Below are 17,595 nucleotides of genomic sequence, written 5' to 3'. Positions count from 1 at the left end.
TCTAGGGAGGATTAGAAATGGGGGTATTGCTCAGCTTCTTTAGTGCTCTATCATTTTCTGCCAATTATGTTGCAGTACGCAGAGGAGTACGAGAACGACCAGAAAGAGATGCGGTCATTATTACCAATCTTATTAATTTTATTATCCTTGGAATAATTAGCTTTATTATTCTCATGACGATGAAGCCTGTTGAATGGTCCTGGTTGGGGCTTTTATTCTTTGCTCTAGCTGGTCTATTCACTTCCTTCTTAGGTCGTTTAGCCTTGTTTGGCGGTATTCGACGGATTGGATCAGCCCGCGCCGTTGCGGTCAAGAACGCCTCCCCTATGGTGACGATCATCCTTGCAATCCTCATTATTCAAGAGGATATTACACTCTTACCTTCACTAGGCATCTTGCTCATCATAATAGGTCTTTCTTTTATGATTCACCAGGATTGGAAGAAGGGGGAGGGCAATCAAGAACCACAAACCAACCGTATTGGAATTCTCATTGCCTTATGTGCCATGTTTGGTTTCGGCTTAGGCCAGACTTTTCGTAAGCTAGGCGTAGTTCATATGAATGAAGCCATTATCGGGGCTTGGCTTGGGGTCGCAACGTCCTTGCTTCTTTCTTTTCTTATGGAGATTGTAAGAGGCTCCGGCAAGCAACTCCCCTCTTATTTTAACCCTAAAAATTGGAATCGCTATTTTTTCTTAGCAGGTGTCTTCTCAAGCCTAGCCCTTATCTTCTTTTTCAGTGCCTTACGAAGTATTCCTATAGCCTATGTCAGTGCTATATCTGCTTTGGAACCTATCTTAACGGTTGCCATTACAGCCCTATTTCTCAAGACAGATGCCAACAAATTGACCCGAAAATTCTACGTGACCCTAGGGATTATCGTGTTTGGCGTCGGATTAATCGCTTTTAAATAAAACGAGAGGATGACTCCCAAGTGCCGGGATCATCCTCTCTTCATTTCTATTAAAACCCTAAGGAGACATACTTTGTTTCTAAAAATCCTTCCATTCCGTAGTAGCCCCCCTCACGACCGATGCCACTTTCCTTGAATCCCCCAAACGGTGCTTGAACAGTGGTTGGTATAGGATCATTGGCTCCGATAATTCCGTACTCCAATCCTTCGTACATGCGGATCGTTCGGCCTAAATCCTTGGTGTAGAAGTAAGCGGCCAATCCGAAAGGCGTATGATTAGCTTTCTCTAGAACCTCTTGCTCGGTTTCAAAGGGAAGAATAGGCACGACAGGACCAAAGGTTTCCTCATAGGCTACCCGCATTTCATCATCTACATCGACGAGAATCGTCGGTTCATAAAAATACCCTTTCCCCAGTTCTCCATCTGTCCTTATCCTTCCTCCACTGAGCAATTTCGCCCCTCGGTCTAAGGAGTCTTGAACTTGTTCTTCAATCTTTTGCAGCCCTACGCGATCAACAATCGGTCCAAGATCTACGTCCTCCCGAAGTCCATTCCCCATCACCATCTTTTCAATCTTTTGCTTAAGCAGTCTAGAAAACGGCTCGATGATAGAAGTATGAACATATACCCGATTGGTACAGATGCATGTTTGGCCACTGTTACGAAACTTACTAGCTATTAATCCTTCGACTGATTTTTCGAGGTCAGCGTCAGGAAACACAATAAAAGGGGCATGCCCTCCCAATTCCATGGACACTCTTTTCACTTGATGGGATGCCTGATTGAGAAGCTGTTTTCCTACCTCTGTGGAGCCTGTAAAGGTGATTTTCTTTACATAAGAACTGGATGTAAAGGCTTCTGCGATCTCTCCTGCATTCCCTAGGACCAGGTTAGCCACACCTTTTGGAAGACCCGCCTTTTCCATGAGCTCGAAGAATAGAATGGCACTGCCAGGGGTCTGTTTAGCAGGCTTGAGAATCACTGTGCATCCCGCTGCCAAGGCTGGAGCAATCTTTCTCGTAACCATGGATAATGGAAAATTCCAAGGTGTAATCGCTGCGGTCACTCCAACGGGTTGTCGTACTACTAGAATCCTTTTCGTTTTACTATTTGAGGGTACTAGGTCGCCGTAAACTCGTTTAGCCTCTTCCGCATACCATTGGACATAGTCAATCGCAATGTCGACCTCACCACGCGCTTCTCGAATGGGCTTTCCCATTTCAAGTGAGATCATATGAGCGAGATCAGCTTTATTCTCCTGCATCAGCTGCACGATCTTCAACAAATAGGCTGACCGTTCTTTTGCCGGTGTGGTTGACCAATCTGCAAACGCATCATGAGCCGCTTCAATAGCCATAATGGCCTCTTCTCTTCCGCCATAAGCCATATGGGCAATCGTCTCCCCTGTTGCTGGGCTTTTAAGTGCGATCTGTTTTCCGCTGAGGCTCTCCATCCACTGGCCGTTAATCAACATTTTTCTACTCCGATCTTCCATACACACTACTCCCCTTTTAGAACTTGATTTCATGTAGGTCACATTGGACACCCAGTGAACGAAGCTTCCCTTCCTTATCGCATTCACGAAACAGGGCCTCAGAGATCCAAAATTGCTGAAGGTATTTCGTATTCTTGATTCTTGCCACACGAAGGTCCTTCGTGGAATGAAGACGCACGGCCAAATCAATTGCAGCTTGCTTCGAAGGCATGGTAACTGGAATTTTAGCTGTACCCAGAAAGCCCGTAGCTATTGCGTTTTCCATGATCGCTTGCATGTTAATCTTATCTACTAACTCTCTTGTTGTAATATCCGCATATCCAATGCCTAGGGCATTCCCTTTTGATGCAAGAGTAAGGTCGAGAGCAACGATGGTCTCAAAATGTTGAGTAGGAGTTCCACCTAGCCTTCTATGCATCCCAACGACGTTTACATCCATTCCAGACCCGCTAATGTCTTTTCCAATATAATCAATGATCAGAACATGGAGGTGGTCATATGGTAGAAGGGGGATATTCTCCCAAGCTAGTTTTAAAAGTTGTTCTTCGATCTCTTCCATTTCATCTGGTCGTGCTGCTTTCATCTCAAGCGCCTCTCCCCAAGGGTTATCTACTATTGCTAAGCCTCCAATAAAACGCGTTTTCTCCCTGATCAACCGAGCAGCCTCGACAATGTGTGCCCCTAGTCCCGCTCGATGGAGAGTCTCCGCCCCTTTTTTCTTTCCTAGACCAACGGCTAGCATCTTCGAAAGACCGCTTTCGATAGGAGCCCGGAAAGCCGTATGCGGTTTTATCCGATTGTAGATAAAAATACCTTCAGCCTCAAAAGCCAAACGATCGCAATAGACGTCCACTCCCGATGGTGTTTGGCCTAGATGCACCACTTCCATGGATGAGCAAACAGGTATCCCAATCGTCTGTTCCGAGATACCTAAGTTTTCTAATACTTTGATTTGTCCCTCTGCCGTTCCTCCACCGTGACTCCCCATAGCAGGGATAATAAAAGGGTCAGCTCCCCAAGACCGAAAGGTATCCGCCAAGACCTTCATCACTTCGACTCCATAAGGAAAACCTCTGGACCCACTTGGCAAAGCCAGGCGCATACCTGGCTTGATATGAGGCTTAAATCTAGCTAACTCGTTCTTCACGGTTTCCGTTATATTTTCTATCTTTTTCTTATTAAATGGTTGCTCTACCAGATACATGTTCAAAGGTTGTATCTCTCCCTCAACTCTCTTAACATCTCTAACGTATGGTTGGCTAGGGGGATTCCATTCTCTCTTCTCTCCATAGCTGTCTTCTCTTCAAGCTCACCGGGATAGTAGATTTCATCAAATCCAGGGGCAGGCTTTACTGATTTAATCGATGCAATGAATTCCCTCATTAAAGAATGATAAGTGTACATCGGAAGAAAAGATTCAATAGAGATAGCTCCCAAAAAATGTCCAACATTCTGGCTTCGATCGAATTGATCTACTAATCCTCCCACATCTTTAGTAAAGCTTGCTTGCGAAAGAATAGCGGAGAATACTTCCGCTACAATGGCCAACGCGTATCCTTTCACCCCTGCAGCTGGAAGAAGGACGCCTTCATACCCCTCCCCTGCCGTCTTAGCAGGGTACCCTTCCTTATTGAGCGCCCAGCCTTTCGGAATAGGTTCTTCTGCCGTTAAATTCCGAAGTTTCGTTCGAGCCACAGCGCTTGTGGCAAAATCAATGGTTAGGGGAGGTCCGTCCTCAACGGGAAATACAAAAGCCATGGGATTGGTACCGAATAACGCTTCCATTCCTCCGAATGGAGCAACACTTGATGGAGCATTCGTCATGACGATGCCAATGCAATGTTGTTCACTGGCTTTTACAGCATAATAGCTGCTCATCCCAAAGTGACCAGAACGTCTTACAGCCGCTAGCCCTACCCCTCTCTCATGGGCGCGAGAAATAGCTTCTGTCATGGAAAAATAGCCTGCAACTTGACCTAATCCATTTCGACCATCTACCACAAACGAAGAGCCGCTGTCCTGAATAATCTCAGGTGTCGAATTTGGATTAACAACTCCCTTTTCAATTCGATTAATATAGACAGGAAGATAGCTAATGCCATGTGAATCAATCCCCCGTAGATTCGCCTCCAACATGACATCAGTCGTAATCTGAGCATGCTTTTGCGATACACCCGTTTTGATTAACACTTGCTCAGAAAGCTGCCTTAAGTCCTCAGGCATCCAGCGGTCTGTCAATTATAATCCCTCCCTAATAGGCTGCTCCATTCTATTTACTTCTTTCTTGTTAGCAACTCGGCTTATTCTTCGCTGTTGCATCATAAAGACGATCACACCAATCAAAAGACCCATAATATCCGTTAAATTCTCAGGCAAAATCAAAGCAACAGCACCAGCGAATAGGAGGAGACGCTCGAGCCAAGTACAAGAAATACGGAAGTAACCAATCACAGCGCAACCAAGCAGGATGACCCCTAGGATCGCAGCTAAGACACCAATAATTCCTTTGGATAGAGTCCCTTCCACAATTAACAAACTAGGTTCATAGGCAAACATAAAGGGAATAATAAACCCTGCTAAGGCAAGCCTTACGGATGTCCAGCCCACCTTAAACGGAGAAGCTTTAGCCAATCCGGCAGCAGCATACGCCGCTATTGCCACCGGTGGAGTAAGTGTTGATAATGTGGCAAAGTAGAAAACAAATAAATGTGAAGCTAAGACATTAATCCCTAATTCGATCAGAGCAGGTACCGCAATGATCGATGCCATAATATAAGCGGCTGTTGTCGGTAGTCCCATCCCCAAAATGATGCAAGCAATCATGGTTAAGAACAATGTGAAAAACACATGTCCTTCTGTAAATTGGAGAATGGAGCTTGTAAATGTAACCCCTGCACTTGTTAAAGAAACCGAGCCCACGATAAATCCAACCACCGCACAGGCAACGGCAACACTTAAGGCAGTTTTACCTCCTTGCTCCATCGCTTCAAGCAATTCCTTCCCATTCAATCTCGTCGTTTTTCTCAACATACCAATGGCCACGGTCGAAATAATCCCAAAAAACGCTGCATATATAGGGGAGTATCCATTAAGTAATAATAAGGTCACGACGAATAAGGGGAGGATCATATGACCTCTCTCTTTCACCACATCCAAGAAGCGAGGAATCTCCGATTTGTCTAATCCCTTTAGATTTAATCTTCTCGCTTCCCGATCAACCATCACCCATGCCGCTAAATAATAGAGGAAAGCTGGAATAATAGCGGCGATCATCACGGTAGAATAAGGAATCCCGGTTAATTCAGCCAATACAAACGCGGCGGCTCCCATCACAGGTGGCATAATCTGTCCTCCTGAGGAGGCAACGGTTTCTACCGCTCCTGCAAAGGTAGGGGAATAACCAATTCTTTTCATCATAGGAATCGTAAAGGCTCCCGTTGTTACCACATTTGCTACGGCGGCTCCATTTACCGTTCCCATCACACAGCTTCCGACCATAGCTACTTTAGCCGGTCCCCCTGGAGTTGTTCCGGCAACAGAAATGGATGCATCCGTAATTAATTTTCCCATGCCTGTTTTCGTCATAAAAGCGCCAAACAAAACAAACAGGAAGATATAGGTGGCAGAAACCCCCAACGCAATGCCAAAAATCCCTTCTGTACTCAGGTACATTTGCTCTATAATCCGTCCATAAGAAAAATCCATATGGGCAAAGGCCCCAGGAATCCATTCTCCATACTTGGCATAAACAAGAAAAATAATCGCAATGATTGGCAGCGTATTCCCCATTGTCCTTCGTGTTGCCTCAAGGACTAATAGAATCGTGATGGTACCAAAAATAATGTCTGTTTGGTTCGACATTCCTGCTCTCATGGCTATATCATCGTTAAAGACAATGAGGTAACCAATTCCAATCATAGATAACAAACTTAAAGCCATATCCGGAATGGTAGGCGCATTCTGATTCGACTTTTTTCTCATCGGATAGATTAAAAATACCATCATTAAGACCAAACCAAGATGAATCGCTCTTTGTTTAATGGCCAGAAGCTGGCCAAAGCCGGCGGTATACAGATGGAATAAAGATAAACCTACAGCAAGGGCGAACACCACATAACGCCAGAAACCCTGCCGAAATTCACGATAATTCGATTCGTTATCATATTTCTTGATAATTTCTTCTTGCTGTTCGACGCTAATATCGTTTGGCCTCATGAACACGCACCCCCTCGCAATAGTTAGGATGGCAGAGAACTGCCATCCTAATCAGAATCCTTCCTTACTGAATCAACGAATCCGGTATCTGTAGCCCCTGTTCTTTAAAGTACTTCACAGCACCAGGATGTAGAGGAAGAGTCACACCATTCAGCCCTTCTTCCGGCTTCATCTTAGAAGCTCCCTTGAAGCTAGCTGCTAGCTGCTCCTTGTTGTCATAGACAGATTTAATCATGCTGTACACCACGTCCTCATCTAGATCCGCACGGCCGAGAAGCAAGTTAGCCACCGCTACGGTTTCAATCGCTTCAGACTGTCCTTTAAATGAGTTGGCAGGGATCGTAACTGGGAAATACCAGCTATACTTCTCCATCAACTTATCTCTTACTTCCCCTTCAACAGGAAGAATCTTGACATCCTTGGAAGTGGCCATCTCTACTACACTAGCATGAGGAAGACCACCGGAAATATAGGTAACATCTACTTGGTTGTCGAGCAGCATCTGAGCGGACTCTGCATTCCCAACATATTGGGCCTTTGCATCTTTACCATCTTTGTAATCAATACCGACAATCGATAGAATTTCTCTTGCATTTAGCTCTGTTCCACTGCCTACTGGGCCTGGTGCAATCGTCTTTCCTTTGATGTCACTTAGAGAATTAATCCCCGAGTCTGCACGAACGACGAAATAGCAGAGATTTGGATAAAGATAGGTGAGAGCGCGAATATCTTTTTCCGCACTTCCTTCGAACTGCCCGACCCCATTCCAAGCTTCATAGGCAATCCCGTTCTGAACAAAAGCCACATGAGCTTCTTTCTTGCTCATCAGCTTGACATTTTGCGGTGATCCCGCTGTGGCCTGAGCCGAAGCGCGAACTCCTTCCACTTTTTGATTCCATAAGTCGGCCATCCCATTACCAAGGGCATAGTAGACACCGGCTGTCGTTGCGGTAGCCACGTTAAGAAATAACTGTTTTTTCGGACTCTCTGAAGCGGCGGGAGCTGGGGCTGAAGTCTGGTCTGAGGGTTTATCTGTTGGGCTACTGGGCGCGGGTGTGGAAGTCGTGTTGGTTGAGGTGGAAGAGCTACCACAGCCAGCAAGGATGGTGGACAGGCTCAAGATAAAACAAACAATCGTGACGAACCATTTTGAATTTCTCATTTTTTCCCCCTTAGTTTAATAGACTTCTCCCGATAGTAAGCGCTTTCTACTATGGGTAAGGAAGAAGGAAGCCGCAGCCTCCCTCTTTAACCTACATTTGTTGCCAATATTCTGCTGGATTCACTCGGGCATCAATAATGGTGAAAGTAGGACTAGACTGTACCTCTTTTAATGCTGCTTGAAGCTCCTCCACCGTCTCTACGGTGATGCCGTTTCCATTATAGGCCTTCGCAAGATGCTGATAATTGATTCCGGAAAACTCAACGCCGGTAGTCTCAAGATTCATACGGCTTTGCTTGAGGCGGATCAGACTTAGAAGCTGATCATTAAACACCACAATAGTGACCGGCAGCTGATGTTGAGGAAGCATGGCAAGCTCGCCAATAATCATATCGAAACCAGCATCACCGGTAAAAATTACGACAGGACGATCCCTATGCACCATCTGAGCTGCGATCCCGGCAGGCAGGGCATATCCCATAGAGCCTAAGCCATTAGATTGAAGCAAGGTCTTAGGTTCATAACATTGCCAAACATGGTTTAGCATAATGCGATGACTTCCTGTATCTACGATTGCGATAGCATCTTGGGGCAACAGCTCTCGACATGTGGAAACGACATCAAAGGGGCTGAGTCCCTCTCTTTCCTGAGGTTCTATCTTTTTCACCAAGTCTTCCTTGTAACGGAGGCAATCCTCCTGCTTCCATTTTGATTCTACTTCTGTAATCTGGTTCACACTTTCAAAAAAGCTTTGGATGTTACCTACATATTCCTGATCAACTGGGATCAGCTGATACTCATTCGGTACAATGTCGATGTTCCAGGTTTTCGTTTGCCAGGAAAGATTCCAGTCACTTCTAAGCTCAACCGGATCAAAACCGATCGTAATAACTAAGTCTGCGTCATCCCTAACCAACTGCATATGCTGCCCATCAGCCACCGGACTTAATCCTGTTCCCCCAAAGCAAAGGACATCATTTTCCGGCAACAAGCCCTTTGCCTTATAGGTCGTAATAAGCGGAACGCTCCAGTTTCTACAGAAGCTCTGAATAGCAGGGGCATCCTCCAAAGCCACCCCAACCCCAGCCAGTACAACGGGCTTTTTCGCTTCTCGCAATGAATTGACAAACGCATCGATCGTCTCAGCGGCCGGACCTACTTTACTCGTGGTCTTCTTTCTGCGCGGGATATACTTTTGTTGCATCACAGCAACATCCGTCGGTATATTAATATGTACAGGTCCTGGGTAGCCCGACTTACAAATGTCAATCGCCTTCTGAATGCTTTGACTATCTGAACATCCGCCTAACGTCGTTGACCACTTGGTAACAGGCTTAAGGAGGTCTCTCTGTTCTAGAATCTGATGAGTATAGACTCCTTTAAGCTTCGTGCTTACTTCACCTGTAATCACAATCATCGCTGAACGATCGAGATAAGCATTGGCAACCGGTGTAACGGTATTAGTAATTCCAGGTCCTAAAGTAGACACGAGTACCCCTGGCTTCCCAGTCAGCTGATAATACGCATCCGCCATAAATCCAGCGCCCATCTCATGTTTGGTTAATATAAACTCTATACCTACTAATCGGAAGGCCTCAAGTAATTCTAAAACTTCCCCACCTGGAATCCCAAAGGCGTATTCTATCCCTTCCTCCTTTAGATGTTTTGCTAGGATCATAGCCGTCTTTTCCATAGTAGCCTCCATTCGTTTACTTTGTTCTCTATGTTTCATTCTATAGGCTTGTTATTATATAGTCAATTTATAATGTTATTAATATTCATAATATATAAATTAATTTTATTTAATAAATGACTAGGTGATAGCAATTACTAGAGGCCAATAGAATCGGGCCATTAAATAGAGGATAAGGAAACCAAAGATAGAAACTAGTCCCCCTATTTTGATCATGTCCCAAGATCGAACATACCCACTCGAGAAAATAATGGCATTAGATGGGGATGAGATCGGCAATGCAAGCGCTAAGGAAGAAGAGAGAACAATCATGGTGACTGTGACGATCAGATTCGTATCAAAGCTAATGGCTAGTGGAATAATGAGAGAGGTTGCCACCGTGTTGCTGATAAAGGTCGAAACGACTAAAGATAGAATGACCAATGAGAGTACTAAGGCAGATGGTGAAATCTCCATGAGAAGCAGTTGCTCTAATATATATTTGGCCAATCCTGACTCCTTAATCGCTACTCCAAGGCTCATCCCCCCGCCAACCAACAGCAGGGTATCCCAGCCCATATGCTTTAAATCCTGAGGTTCTAGTATCTTGGTTAGGTACAGTAGAATAAAAGGAACAAGAGCCACTACTCCATCGGGAATCTGTTGGATGGGAGTCATTAACCAAAGGCCTACGGTTAATAGAAAAATGCTCGTGATGACAGCCGAGACCCTCCCCTTGGGTTTGGGCTTTTGCTTTGGCAGGGAAATGGGGGTCATGTCGTTGGTAGGGTAGAAGACCTCCAGCCCCATTCGCGCAACAAATAGAACCAATAAGCATAAGGGTATAGCTAGTAGAAACCAAAGGCTAAACGATACCTGCGTGACTCCTTGTTTCATAAACGTATACATGGCAATAGCATTGGGCGGAGTTCCAATGGGTGTAGCCATCCCCCCCACAGTAGAACCTACGGTAATCGCGAGTAAAATGGATTTGCTAAAAGGGTTTCCTCCATAAGGTTTTAATATAGGAAGAACGAGAATCATTAAGAGAAGAGTCGTCGCCGTATTCGAAATCCACATGGACATGGCTGCGCTAGAAAGCAAAAAAAAGGTCACCATCCTATCAGGAATACCCTTGCTCCTCTTTAGTATCCAATAGGCTAGCATTCGGTCGATCTCGTATTTATGGATCGCGTGACTGAGAGCAAAGCCACCTAAAAACAGCGTGATGATCGGACTAAAAAAGGGCTCGAAGAACAAGGTTAAACTGTTTCCCCCTAACAACCTCTCATCCGTTAATAGAATGGCCTCTAAAAACAACACCAATAGGGAGGTAAGAAACAGGGGAATCCATTCGGTTACCCAGAGGATCACAGCAATGACAAAGATCGCAAGGGTGACCCGCATCGGCTCTGTCAAAGTGTCTGAGATTATATATACAAAATACCCCACAATTAAACTTAGTAAGAAAAATACATATCTACTGGCTTCTCTCATTCATACCCCACCTCTTTTTCCCTTTGGTTGAGTGTATGCGAGAAAAAAAGAAAAAACGCCTACCATCACCTTTAGATGTTAAGCGTTTTTTAATAGATTTGGGATTAGCGCATGAGAGGTATGCCAAACCCCAGCGATTTGAGTATAAGAGGGACCATGATGGTGAGACGACAAAGGCCCTACAAAATATAGACCTGGCATACTGGATTCAAACCACTGATTTACTATAGGAAAACCATTGCTCTCTTTCTTAATTTCTCCACTTAAGGAAGTTAGAAAAGGGAGATTATAAAGATTAGGTCGATATCCTGTGGCGGCAATCACATGATCGACCTTTAATGTGTTCCCTGAAGATAAAACTAAAGAAACCTGATCTTCATCATAGAGTATATTGGCTTCCTTCACCTCTGAGTAAGGATGTTGGTTTGCCTTTCCTTCTACAAGGGGGAGTAGAAATTCCGTCACGGTCGCTTTTAGAAACTCCTTACTAATCTCCTTTTGTTGTTCCACTGGAAAGGAATAAAAAAGCGGTGCAATTTCTCTCTGCCTTCGGTTGATCTGGGGTACAGGAGGTTCATACCCTGAACCACGGTAAATTAAATCCACCTTGGCACCTGTTTGGTGCAACAACGCTGCAGCTTCCCAACCGCTTTGTCCGCCTCCTACCACCGCTACACTTTTCCCAGAAAACGGTTGATAATCGGTATAGCCATTGGTATGAGACAACCACTTCCCCTTAAGGTGAAGCAGGTTATTCGGAATGTACTCCGCATGCGTTAATCCGATAGCAATCACGAGGTGTTTGCACTCCAGGCTGGTTTCCTGATCTGTAATGACGAAATATCTTCCTTGTTTATAATTCACATGGCGCACACATTCCTCTGTAAACGTGACCTGATTTCTCTCTGCAAACCAAAAAGCATAATCCACCCATGCCGTTCGAGATACAGGATAGGTCAATTCTATATTCTTTTCTTTCTGATATTGGGCAAACGTATACTGCTCATGAGGATCTGACAAGCCAATATAATCGACTTGCGTGCGGATAAACATTTCTGGCGGCATCTTATGCCGCCAGAAACCCATAGGCTTCCCTAGCAATTTATACGTAAGCCCAGATGCCTGAGCATGAGCAGCCAAGGATATCCCATATGGACCTGCTCCTACAATAACCAAGTCCAACATCTCCAAACCTCCATGTAAAAGCACCAGTTGAACTGGTGCTTTCTTTTTTAATAACCGACGAACTTTGTTAGATACATTGAGAGATCTTCGAATCCGATTAAGATAAAGAGAACAGCAATCATAATGAGGATAAAAGGAAGAACTCCTTTCACCGCTTCTCCTAGAGGCGCTCTAGACACCCCGCTCACCACAAATAGATTGAGCCCAACGGGAGGAGTAATCATCGCAAGTTCCATATTTACTGTCATAATGATAGCAAAATGAATAGGATCAATCCCCATCGATTTTACAATCGGAAGCAAAATCGGCAACGTAATTAAGATGATGGCTATTGCTTCTAAGAAGGTACCCATCACAAAAAACATCAAATTAATTAAGAGCATAAAGCCCCAGAAACTCAGGTTTAAATCTCCGATCCACATCGCGACACTCTGTGGTATACTCTCATTCGTTAAATAGAGAGAAAAGAGCATCGCACCTGCAATGATGAGAAAAATCATAGAGGTGGTGTTGACTGTATCCTTCATCACTAAACGGAAAGTAGCTAACGACATCTCTCTATAGATGAATATAGATACGAAAAGAGAATACGCTGCAGCTACTACAGAAGCTTCCGTAGGCGTAACCGCTCCTGTATAAATACCTCCTAAAATTAGGAAGGGTAATATCGCTCCCCAGAACGCTTTTCGAGACGCTCTCCACCTTGTGGGCCAATCTGCTTTGGGATCTCCTCCATAACCTTTGACCTTCGCTACAATAATTGCCGTTACTAGTAATACGCCGCCGAGCAAGAGACCTGGAATTACCCCTGCGGCAAAGAGCTTACCTATAGACTCTTCAGCTATCGTACCATAGATAATGAGTGGAATGGACGGTGGAATGAGAATCCCTAGCGTTCCTGATGCGGCAACCAATCCCATCGCATAATGTCTGGGATATCCAGCGGCCACCATACCGGGAATAAGGATGGAACCGACCGCTGCTGCCGTTGCGGGTGAAGAACCGGAGATCGCTGCAAAAATCATACAAGCAAGAACCGTGACGACCGATAAACCGCCAGTGATGTGGCCCAGCCAGGCACGCAGTGCTTCAATTAAATATTTGGATACGCCCCCCTTAGCCATGATGGCGCCTGCAAAGATAAAACCGGGTATCGCCATGAGGGTAGAATGATGTAAACCAGCGAACATCCTTTGCGCGAGCATAAATACAGCAAAGTCGCCCTTAGTCATCATAATGGCTACGGTCGCAAGGGCAAGACAGATCGCTATGGGGACCCGGAGTAGAAAGAGTGTACCTAAAAGACTAAATAGCGTGGCTGTCATTACGGCTTCCCCCTTCCCCTTTATCGGCTTGATAAATCTGAATGTGCTGATCCGCTTCGCTATGCATCACAACGAGTTCATTTCTCTTCATTCTCAGGATGGCTTCCACGAAAAGTTTCAAATAACGGATTAATAAAAGTGTACCTGCCAAGGGTAGACAAATATATACCATCCACATGGGAAGCTGCAAATCCATAGAAAGCGCTTTAATTTTATAGTTAAACAAAACAAGACTTAAACCAGTGTAAAACAGAAAGATCGAATAGAGGATTCCTGCAAATGTGGCAAAGATATCAATGCAGTGCTTTAGGCGATTCGGTACAGCTGCGTACAGCAGCTCCACTCGAATATGATACTCATCCCGAAGAGCAACCGAGGCTCCAATTAAGGCTCCCCAAACAATCATAAAGCCGGATATTTCTTCCGCCCAGGTAATCGGTGAGTTAACAACATAACGCATGAACGCTCCATAAAAAATGATGGCTAAACCCACGACGATAAGGACGCCGGAAGCCAAATCTTCCCCAAGTCGAAAAGCTTTTCTCATGGTTTCCAAAGAAATACCCTCCTTTATAAATGGAATCTATAAAAGAGACCGAGCGGTCAGTGCCACTCGGCCCACTCATCCATTACTCTAGTGTTCTGGCGTAATCAATAAACTCTTGCCCGATAAGTGGCGTAAATTCATCATACATCGGTTTTAAAGCTTCTCTAAACTTATCCTTATCCGCTTCTGTCATCTCATAGATTTCATATCTACCTTCATCCTTAAACTTCTTAAAAGAACCATCGGATAAGCCCTTCGCAATCGAGCGTTCAAACGCTGTCGCTTCGTCCATGGCTTCCTGGATCATGGTCTGTTGATCGGCAGTCAGAGTATCCCACCACATCTTGCTTGTAAGAACCGCATAGTCTAATCTTCCATGCTCAGATAGAGTCAAATATTTTTGCACTTCCACGTATTTCTGCGTGTCAATATTGTTCATCATATTTTCCTGACCATCGACGGTTCCTTGCTGTAGTGCCGTATAAACTTCAGAGAAAGGAATCGTGACCCCTGATGCGTTTAGATATTTAAACTGGGCTTCGAGGACCTTACCAGCCTGAATTCTAAATTTGAGTCCTTTGAAATCTTCAGGTGTTATGAGTGGTCGCTTATTATTCGTGAAGCTTTTCGCTCCCCCACCCCATACCCCTAGTGATTTAAAGCCATTGGGTTCGATCTTTGCAAACATTTTCTCTCCCATTTCACTGTCCCAAAACTTATAGAAGGCCTCTTCACTCTTAAACAAGAAAGGCATATCAACAATTTGGAAGGAAGGATTAAATTTCACGAGCTTTGTCATGGATGGATTTATAATTTGAACGTTTCCAGCCAAGAGCTGCTCTTGCTCCTCGTTATCCCCGTACAATTGGGAGGATGGAAAGACTTCCACTTTGATCTTTCCCCCGGACTTCGCCTCTAAGACCTCTTTAAATTTATCTGCACCTTGGCCTTTTGGACTATCAGGGGTTCCCACGTGAGAAAACTTCACAATAAGAGGGGCTTCAGAGCCACCTCCACCACTAGAGGCTGGACTACTGGCTGGAGCAGGGGCTGGAGATGAACTATTATTCGAGGATCCCGTTTCCTGTGATCCCCCACCACAAGCTGAGAGTGAAAAAGCTAGAATAGCTGCTGATACGGTAGCTACTACTTTTTTATAAACTACTTTACTCACGTTTAATCCCCCCTGTTATTAATCTTAATTAGATATGCCTAACTTTTCATACACCTTACCTAAGTTGCCTTCTGCTTGGGTTCTCACTTCTTGATAGAGATTGCCACCGTGTGAATCTACGGATACGAGCAAAGGGCCAAAGTCCTTCACGCGAAGCTTCCAGATCGCTTCAGGCATCAAGTCTTCCCACCAAACCTCTTCAATCTCTTCAATTTGAGTGGTTTCTAATGCTGCCGCTCCCCCAACGATGGAAAAGTAGACTCCGCCTACCTCAACACAAGCATTCGCCCCGTCCTCTAGCATCCCCCCTTTACCTGTTATCGCTTTCACTCCAAATCTCTCAAACAACCCGCGAACGAATCGATCCATTCGTGTACTTGTTGTGGTACCAATACAGACCTTTTCATATCGTCCATCCTCCAGCTTCTTCACTCCAGGAGCCGTATGCAAAGTTACCGCTCCTTTTAGCTGTTGAACTAGGTCCTCAGGAGGATCAACCTTGTGATCAAAAATACGAATTAAGTTCGCATCTCGAATCCCAAAAATATGTCCGTTCACGGTTACTTTATCGCCAACTCGTAGCTGCTTTAGAAACTCATCTGTCATGGGTGTTTGCAGGTAATAGTGTGCCACTCGTCTTTCCTCCCTCTAGTAACTAATCACAGGCTTTTGATTCTCTTCAAACGTACCGCGTGCTCTTCGTGCCGGCCAGCACATCATATTGACCGCGACGGGGTTCATCGTAATATGCGTATCCGCCGACTCAATATGGACAGCTAATGCCGTTGACTCTCCACCAAGTCCATTCGGTCCAATACCAGTTAAGTTAATCGCTTCAAGGAGTTCTTGCTCGAGGGCGGCAATTAAAGGATCGGGGTTCGGTTTGCCGATTTCTCGAGCTGCTGCTTTTTTCGCCAAGGCCGTACAAAGATCTGCCGTACCTCCTATCCCCACTCCAACTAGTGTTGGAGGACAGGGGTTAGCTCCTGAACCAACGACGCATTCGATAATAAATTTCTTTACACCGTCTAATCCTTGAGCTGGGTAGAGCATCTTAAGATAACTCATATTTTCCGAGCCTGAACCCTTAGGAAGCGCTAGAATCTCTACCTTTGATCCTTCTACAAACTCCCAGTGCAAAACAGGAACCTTTTTCCCAACCGCTGTGCCTGTATTCTTACGAGTGATCGTGTCACATACACTTGATCTTAACGGATGTTCAAGAGTGGCGCGCTTCGTCCCTTCCCGAATCGCATCTTCTAATCGCAGACCGTCAAATCGGACATTCCGTCCTATCTTGACGAAATAGACAGGAAGACCGGTATCCTGACAAATCAGGAGGTTCTCCTGGTCTGCGACATCAATGTTTTGCAGGATCGTACTAAGAATCTGCTTTCCTGTTTCATAAGTTTCTTTATCATAGGCCTTCTGTACAGCTGCCCGAATATCGGGTGGCAAGTCCTTAAGTGAGCGAATGTACAATTCTTTACATGTTTCTTCAATATCCAAGTAATCTTGTTCTTTTAACTGCCATCCGGTTTCTATCAGTTTGCTCATGTGTCTAAAAGCCCCCTCAGCATTCAATTTTTTCAGCTCTCTTAACCCATCGTCATGATCTTAATTAAGGCTGCCCCTCCCCAAAGAGAGAAGATAACTCCAATAATGGCTAAGCCCGCCGTCCAACGCTTGATCGTTGCTTCATTACTGGTGTAGTCTAATACAATATTACGAACTCCATTTAGGCCGTGAAACAAAGCGAGTACAAGCAAGCTAAAATCTAGGGCGATATAGCCAATAGTACGCAACCTTGCAACTAGATCATTGTAGTCTGGAGGTACTGCCGGGTTAGAGTAGTGTAGGTTCCACATATGAATTGCAATTAGAAAAACAAGAGCTACCCCACTGACCCTCTGAAAAAACCAGGTGATCACGTTCTTTTTCCCGCCGCGTTTAAGTGCTGCTACCGTCACTTTTATACCCCCCTCCTACAGAAATGCTCTTGATATTAACCAGAGAAATAGAATACTTGATAAAACAAACATGATATTGAACAATACTTTTTGCTTGGTGATGAAATAGCCCATATCGATGAGGACAAGGCGTATTCCGTTCAACGCATGAAGGATAACGGCGGCAAGAACGAATAAGTCAAAGACGACGAAGATCGGTGTATGAAATAAAATTTCAAAGGTCCGCTTGAAGGCTTCTTCTCCTAAGAACATCGCTGTGCCCATCGTAGCAATATGTGCCATTAAGTATAATAGTAGTCCAACTCCTGTAATACGGTGGAGAACCCAGGCTTTCATCCCAACGGAATGACGTCTTAGCACATCGACCTTATGGACTGAAACATCGACAGCCTGTAATCGATGATCCTTAGGTACCCTTAGATCTGATCCTGCCATTTTT

General features: G+C 44.9%; 16 protein-coding genes. 1 reads left to right on the top strand and 15 read right to left on the bottom strand.

The annotated features are described in order from the left end of the window. The first annotated feature begins 17 nt into the window (after positions 1 to 17). Entirely contained in the window at positions 18 to 914 is an 897-nt protein-coding gene (locus tag EIZ39_RS13875; RefSeq protein WP_129200576.1) for a DMT family transporter, read from the top strand. A gap of 49 nt (positions 915 to 963) precedes the next feature. Here the strand turns inward: EIZ39_RS13875 and EIZ39_RS13870 are convergent, their stop codons facing one another. From EIZ39_RS13870 to sdhC, 15 genes are all read right to left on the bottom strand, one after another. After that, positions 964 to 2,409: an NAD-dependent succinate-semialdehyde dehydrogenase gene (locus EIZ39_RS13870; RefSeq protein ID WP_129200575.1), complete on the bottom strand. Its 1,446-nt coding sequence runs from the start codon at positions 2,407 to 2,409 to the stop codon at positions 964 to 966. A gap of 16 nt (positions 2,410 to 2,425) precedes the next feature. Continuing rightward, entirely contained in the window at positions 2,426 to 3,613 is a 1,188-nt protein-coding gene (locus EIZ39_RS13865) for a nickel pincer cofactor-dependent isomerase, group 22 (protein WP_240675814.1), read from the bottom strand. A 2-nt stretch (positions 3,614 to 3,615) separates the two neighbouring features. After that, positions 3,616 to 4,647: an Ldh family oxidoreductase gene (locus EIZ39_RS13860; RefSeq protein ID WP_129200573.1), complete on the bottom strand. Its 1,032-nt coding sequence runs from the start codon at positions 4,645 to 4,647 to the stop codon at positions 3,616 to 3,618. After that, a complete protein-coding gene (locus EIZ39_RS13855) occupies positions 4,648 to 6,624 on the bottom strand; it encodes a TRAP transporter permease (RefSeq protein ID WP_129200572.1) in 1,977 nt (658 codons plus the stop codon). A 64-nt stretch (positions 6,625 to 6,688) separates the two neighbouring features. Further along, the gene (locus EIZ39_RS13850) at positions 6,689 to 7,786 is read right to left on the bottom strand and encodes a TAXI family TRAP transporter solute-binding subunit (RefSeq protein ID WP_129200571.1); all 1,098 of its coding nucleotides are present in this window, start codon (positions 7,784 to 7,786) and stop codon (positions 6,689 to 6,691) included. A gap of 91 nt (positions 7,787 to 7,877) precedes the next feature. Continuing rightward, positions 7,878 to 9,479 carry a thiamine pyrophosphate-binding protein gene (locus tag EIZ39_RS13845; RefSeq protein ID WP_164985092.1) on the bottom strand — a complete coding sequence of 534 codons (1,602 nt, stop codon included), beginning with the start codon at positions 9,477 to 9,479 and terminating at the stop codon, positions 7,878 to 7,880. A 120-nt stretch (positions 9,480 to 9,599) separates the two neighbouring features. After that, a complete protein-coding gene (locus EIZ39_RS13840; protein WP_129200569.1) occupies positions 9,600 to 10,955 on the bottom strand; it encodes an SLC13 family permease in 1,356 nt (451 codons plus the stop codon). Between the two features lie 78 nt (positions 10,956 to 11,033). Continuing rightward, positions 11,034 to 12,140 (bottom strand): NAD(P)-binding domain-containing protein, encoded by a 1,107-nt coding sequence (locus EIZ39_RS13835; protein ID WP_129200568.1) that lies wholly within the window; start codon positions 12,138 to 12,140, stop codon positions 11,034 to 11,036. Between the two features lie 47 nt (positions 12,141 to 12,187). Further along, positions 12,188 to 13,465 (bottom strand): TRAP transporter large permease, encoded by a 1,278-nt coding sequence (locus EIZ39_RS13830; protein ID WP_129200567.1) that lies wholly within the window; start codon positions 13,463 to 13,465, stop codon positions 12,188 to 12,190. Further along, on the bottom strand, positions 13,446 to 14,012 hold the full coding sequence (locus EIZ39_RS13825) for a TRAP transporter small permease (RefSeq protein ID WP_240675813.1): 567 nt from the start codon (positions 14,010 to 14,012) through the stop codon (positions 13,446 to 13,448). The genes EIZ39_RS13830 and EIZ39_RS13825 overlap by 20 nt, the downstream gene beginning before the upstream one ends. A gap of 82 nt (positions 14,013 to 14,094) precedes the next feature. Further along, entirely contained in the window at positions 14,095 to 15,186 is a 1,092-nt protein-coding gene (locus EIZ39_RS13820; RefSeq protein WP_129200565.1) for a DctP family TRAP transporter solute-binding subunit, read from the bottom strand. Positions 15,187 to 15,210: 24 nt separating this feature from the next. Next, positions 15,211 to 15,819, bottom strand: a complete 609-nt coding sequence (locus EIZ39_RS13815) for a FumA C-terminus/TtdB family hydratase beta subunit (protein ID WP_129200564.1) — start codon at positions 15,817 to 15,819, stop codon at positions 15,211 to 15,213. Positions 15,820 to 15,834: 15 nt separating this feature from the next. Then, positions 15,835 to 16,743: a fumarate hydratase gene (locus tag EIZ39_RS13810; RefSeq protein ID WP_129200563.1), complete on the bottom strand. Its 909-nt coding sequence runs from the start codon at positions 16,741 to 16,743 to the stop codon at positions 15,835 to 15,837. A 41-nt stretch (positions 16,744 to 16,784) separates the two neighbouring features. After that, entirely contained in the window at positions 16,785 to 17,156 is a 372-nt protein-coding gene (locus EIZ39_RS13805) for a succinate dehydrogenase/fumarate reductase transmembrane subunit (RefSeq protein ID WP_164985091.1), read from the bottom strand. Between the two features lie 15 nt (positions 17,157 to 17,171). Then, positions 17,172 to 17,591 carry a succinate dehydrogenase, cytochrome b556 subunit gene (gene sdhC / locus EIZ39_RS13800; RefSeq protein ID WP_129200561.1) on the bottom strand — a complete coding sequence of 140 codons (420 nt, stop codon included), beginning with the start codon at positions 17,589 to 17,591 and terminating at the stop codon, positions 17,172 to 17,174. Positions 17,592 to 17,595 lie beyond the last annotated feature (4 nt).

It is taken from the genome of Ammoniphilus sp. CFH 90114 (genome assembly GCF_004123195.1).
Taxonomy (GTDB): Bacteria; Bacillota; Bacilli; order Aneurinibacillales; family RAOX-1; genus YIM-78166.
Note: the sequence above shows the minus strand (reverse complement) of the source record. Positions and strands in the feature narration are given on the sequence as shown.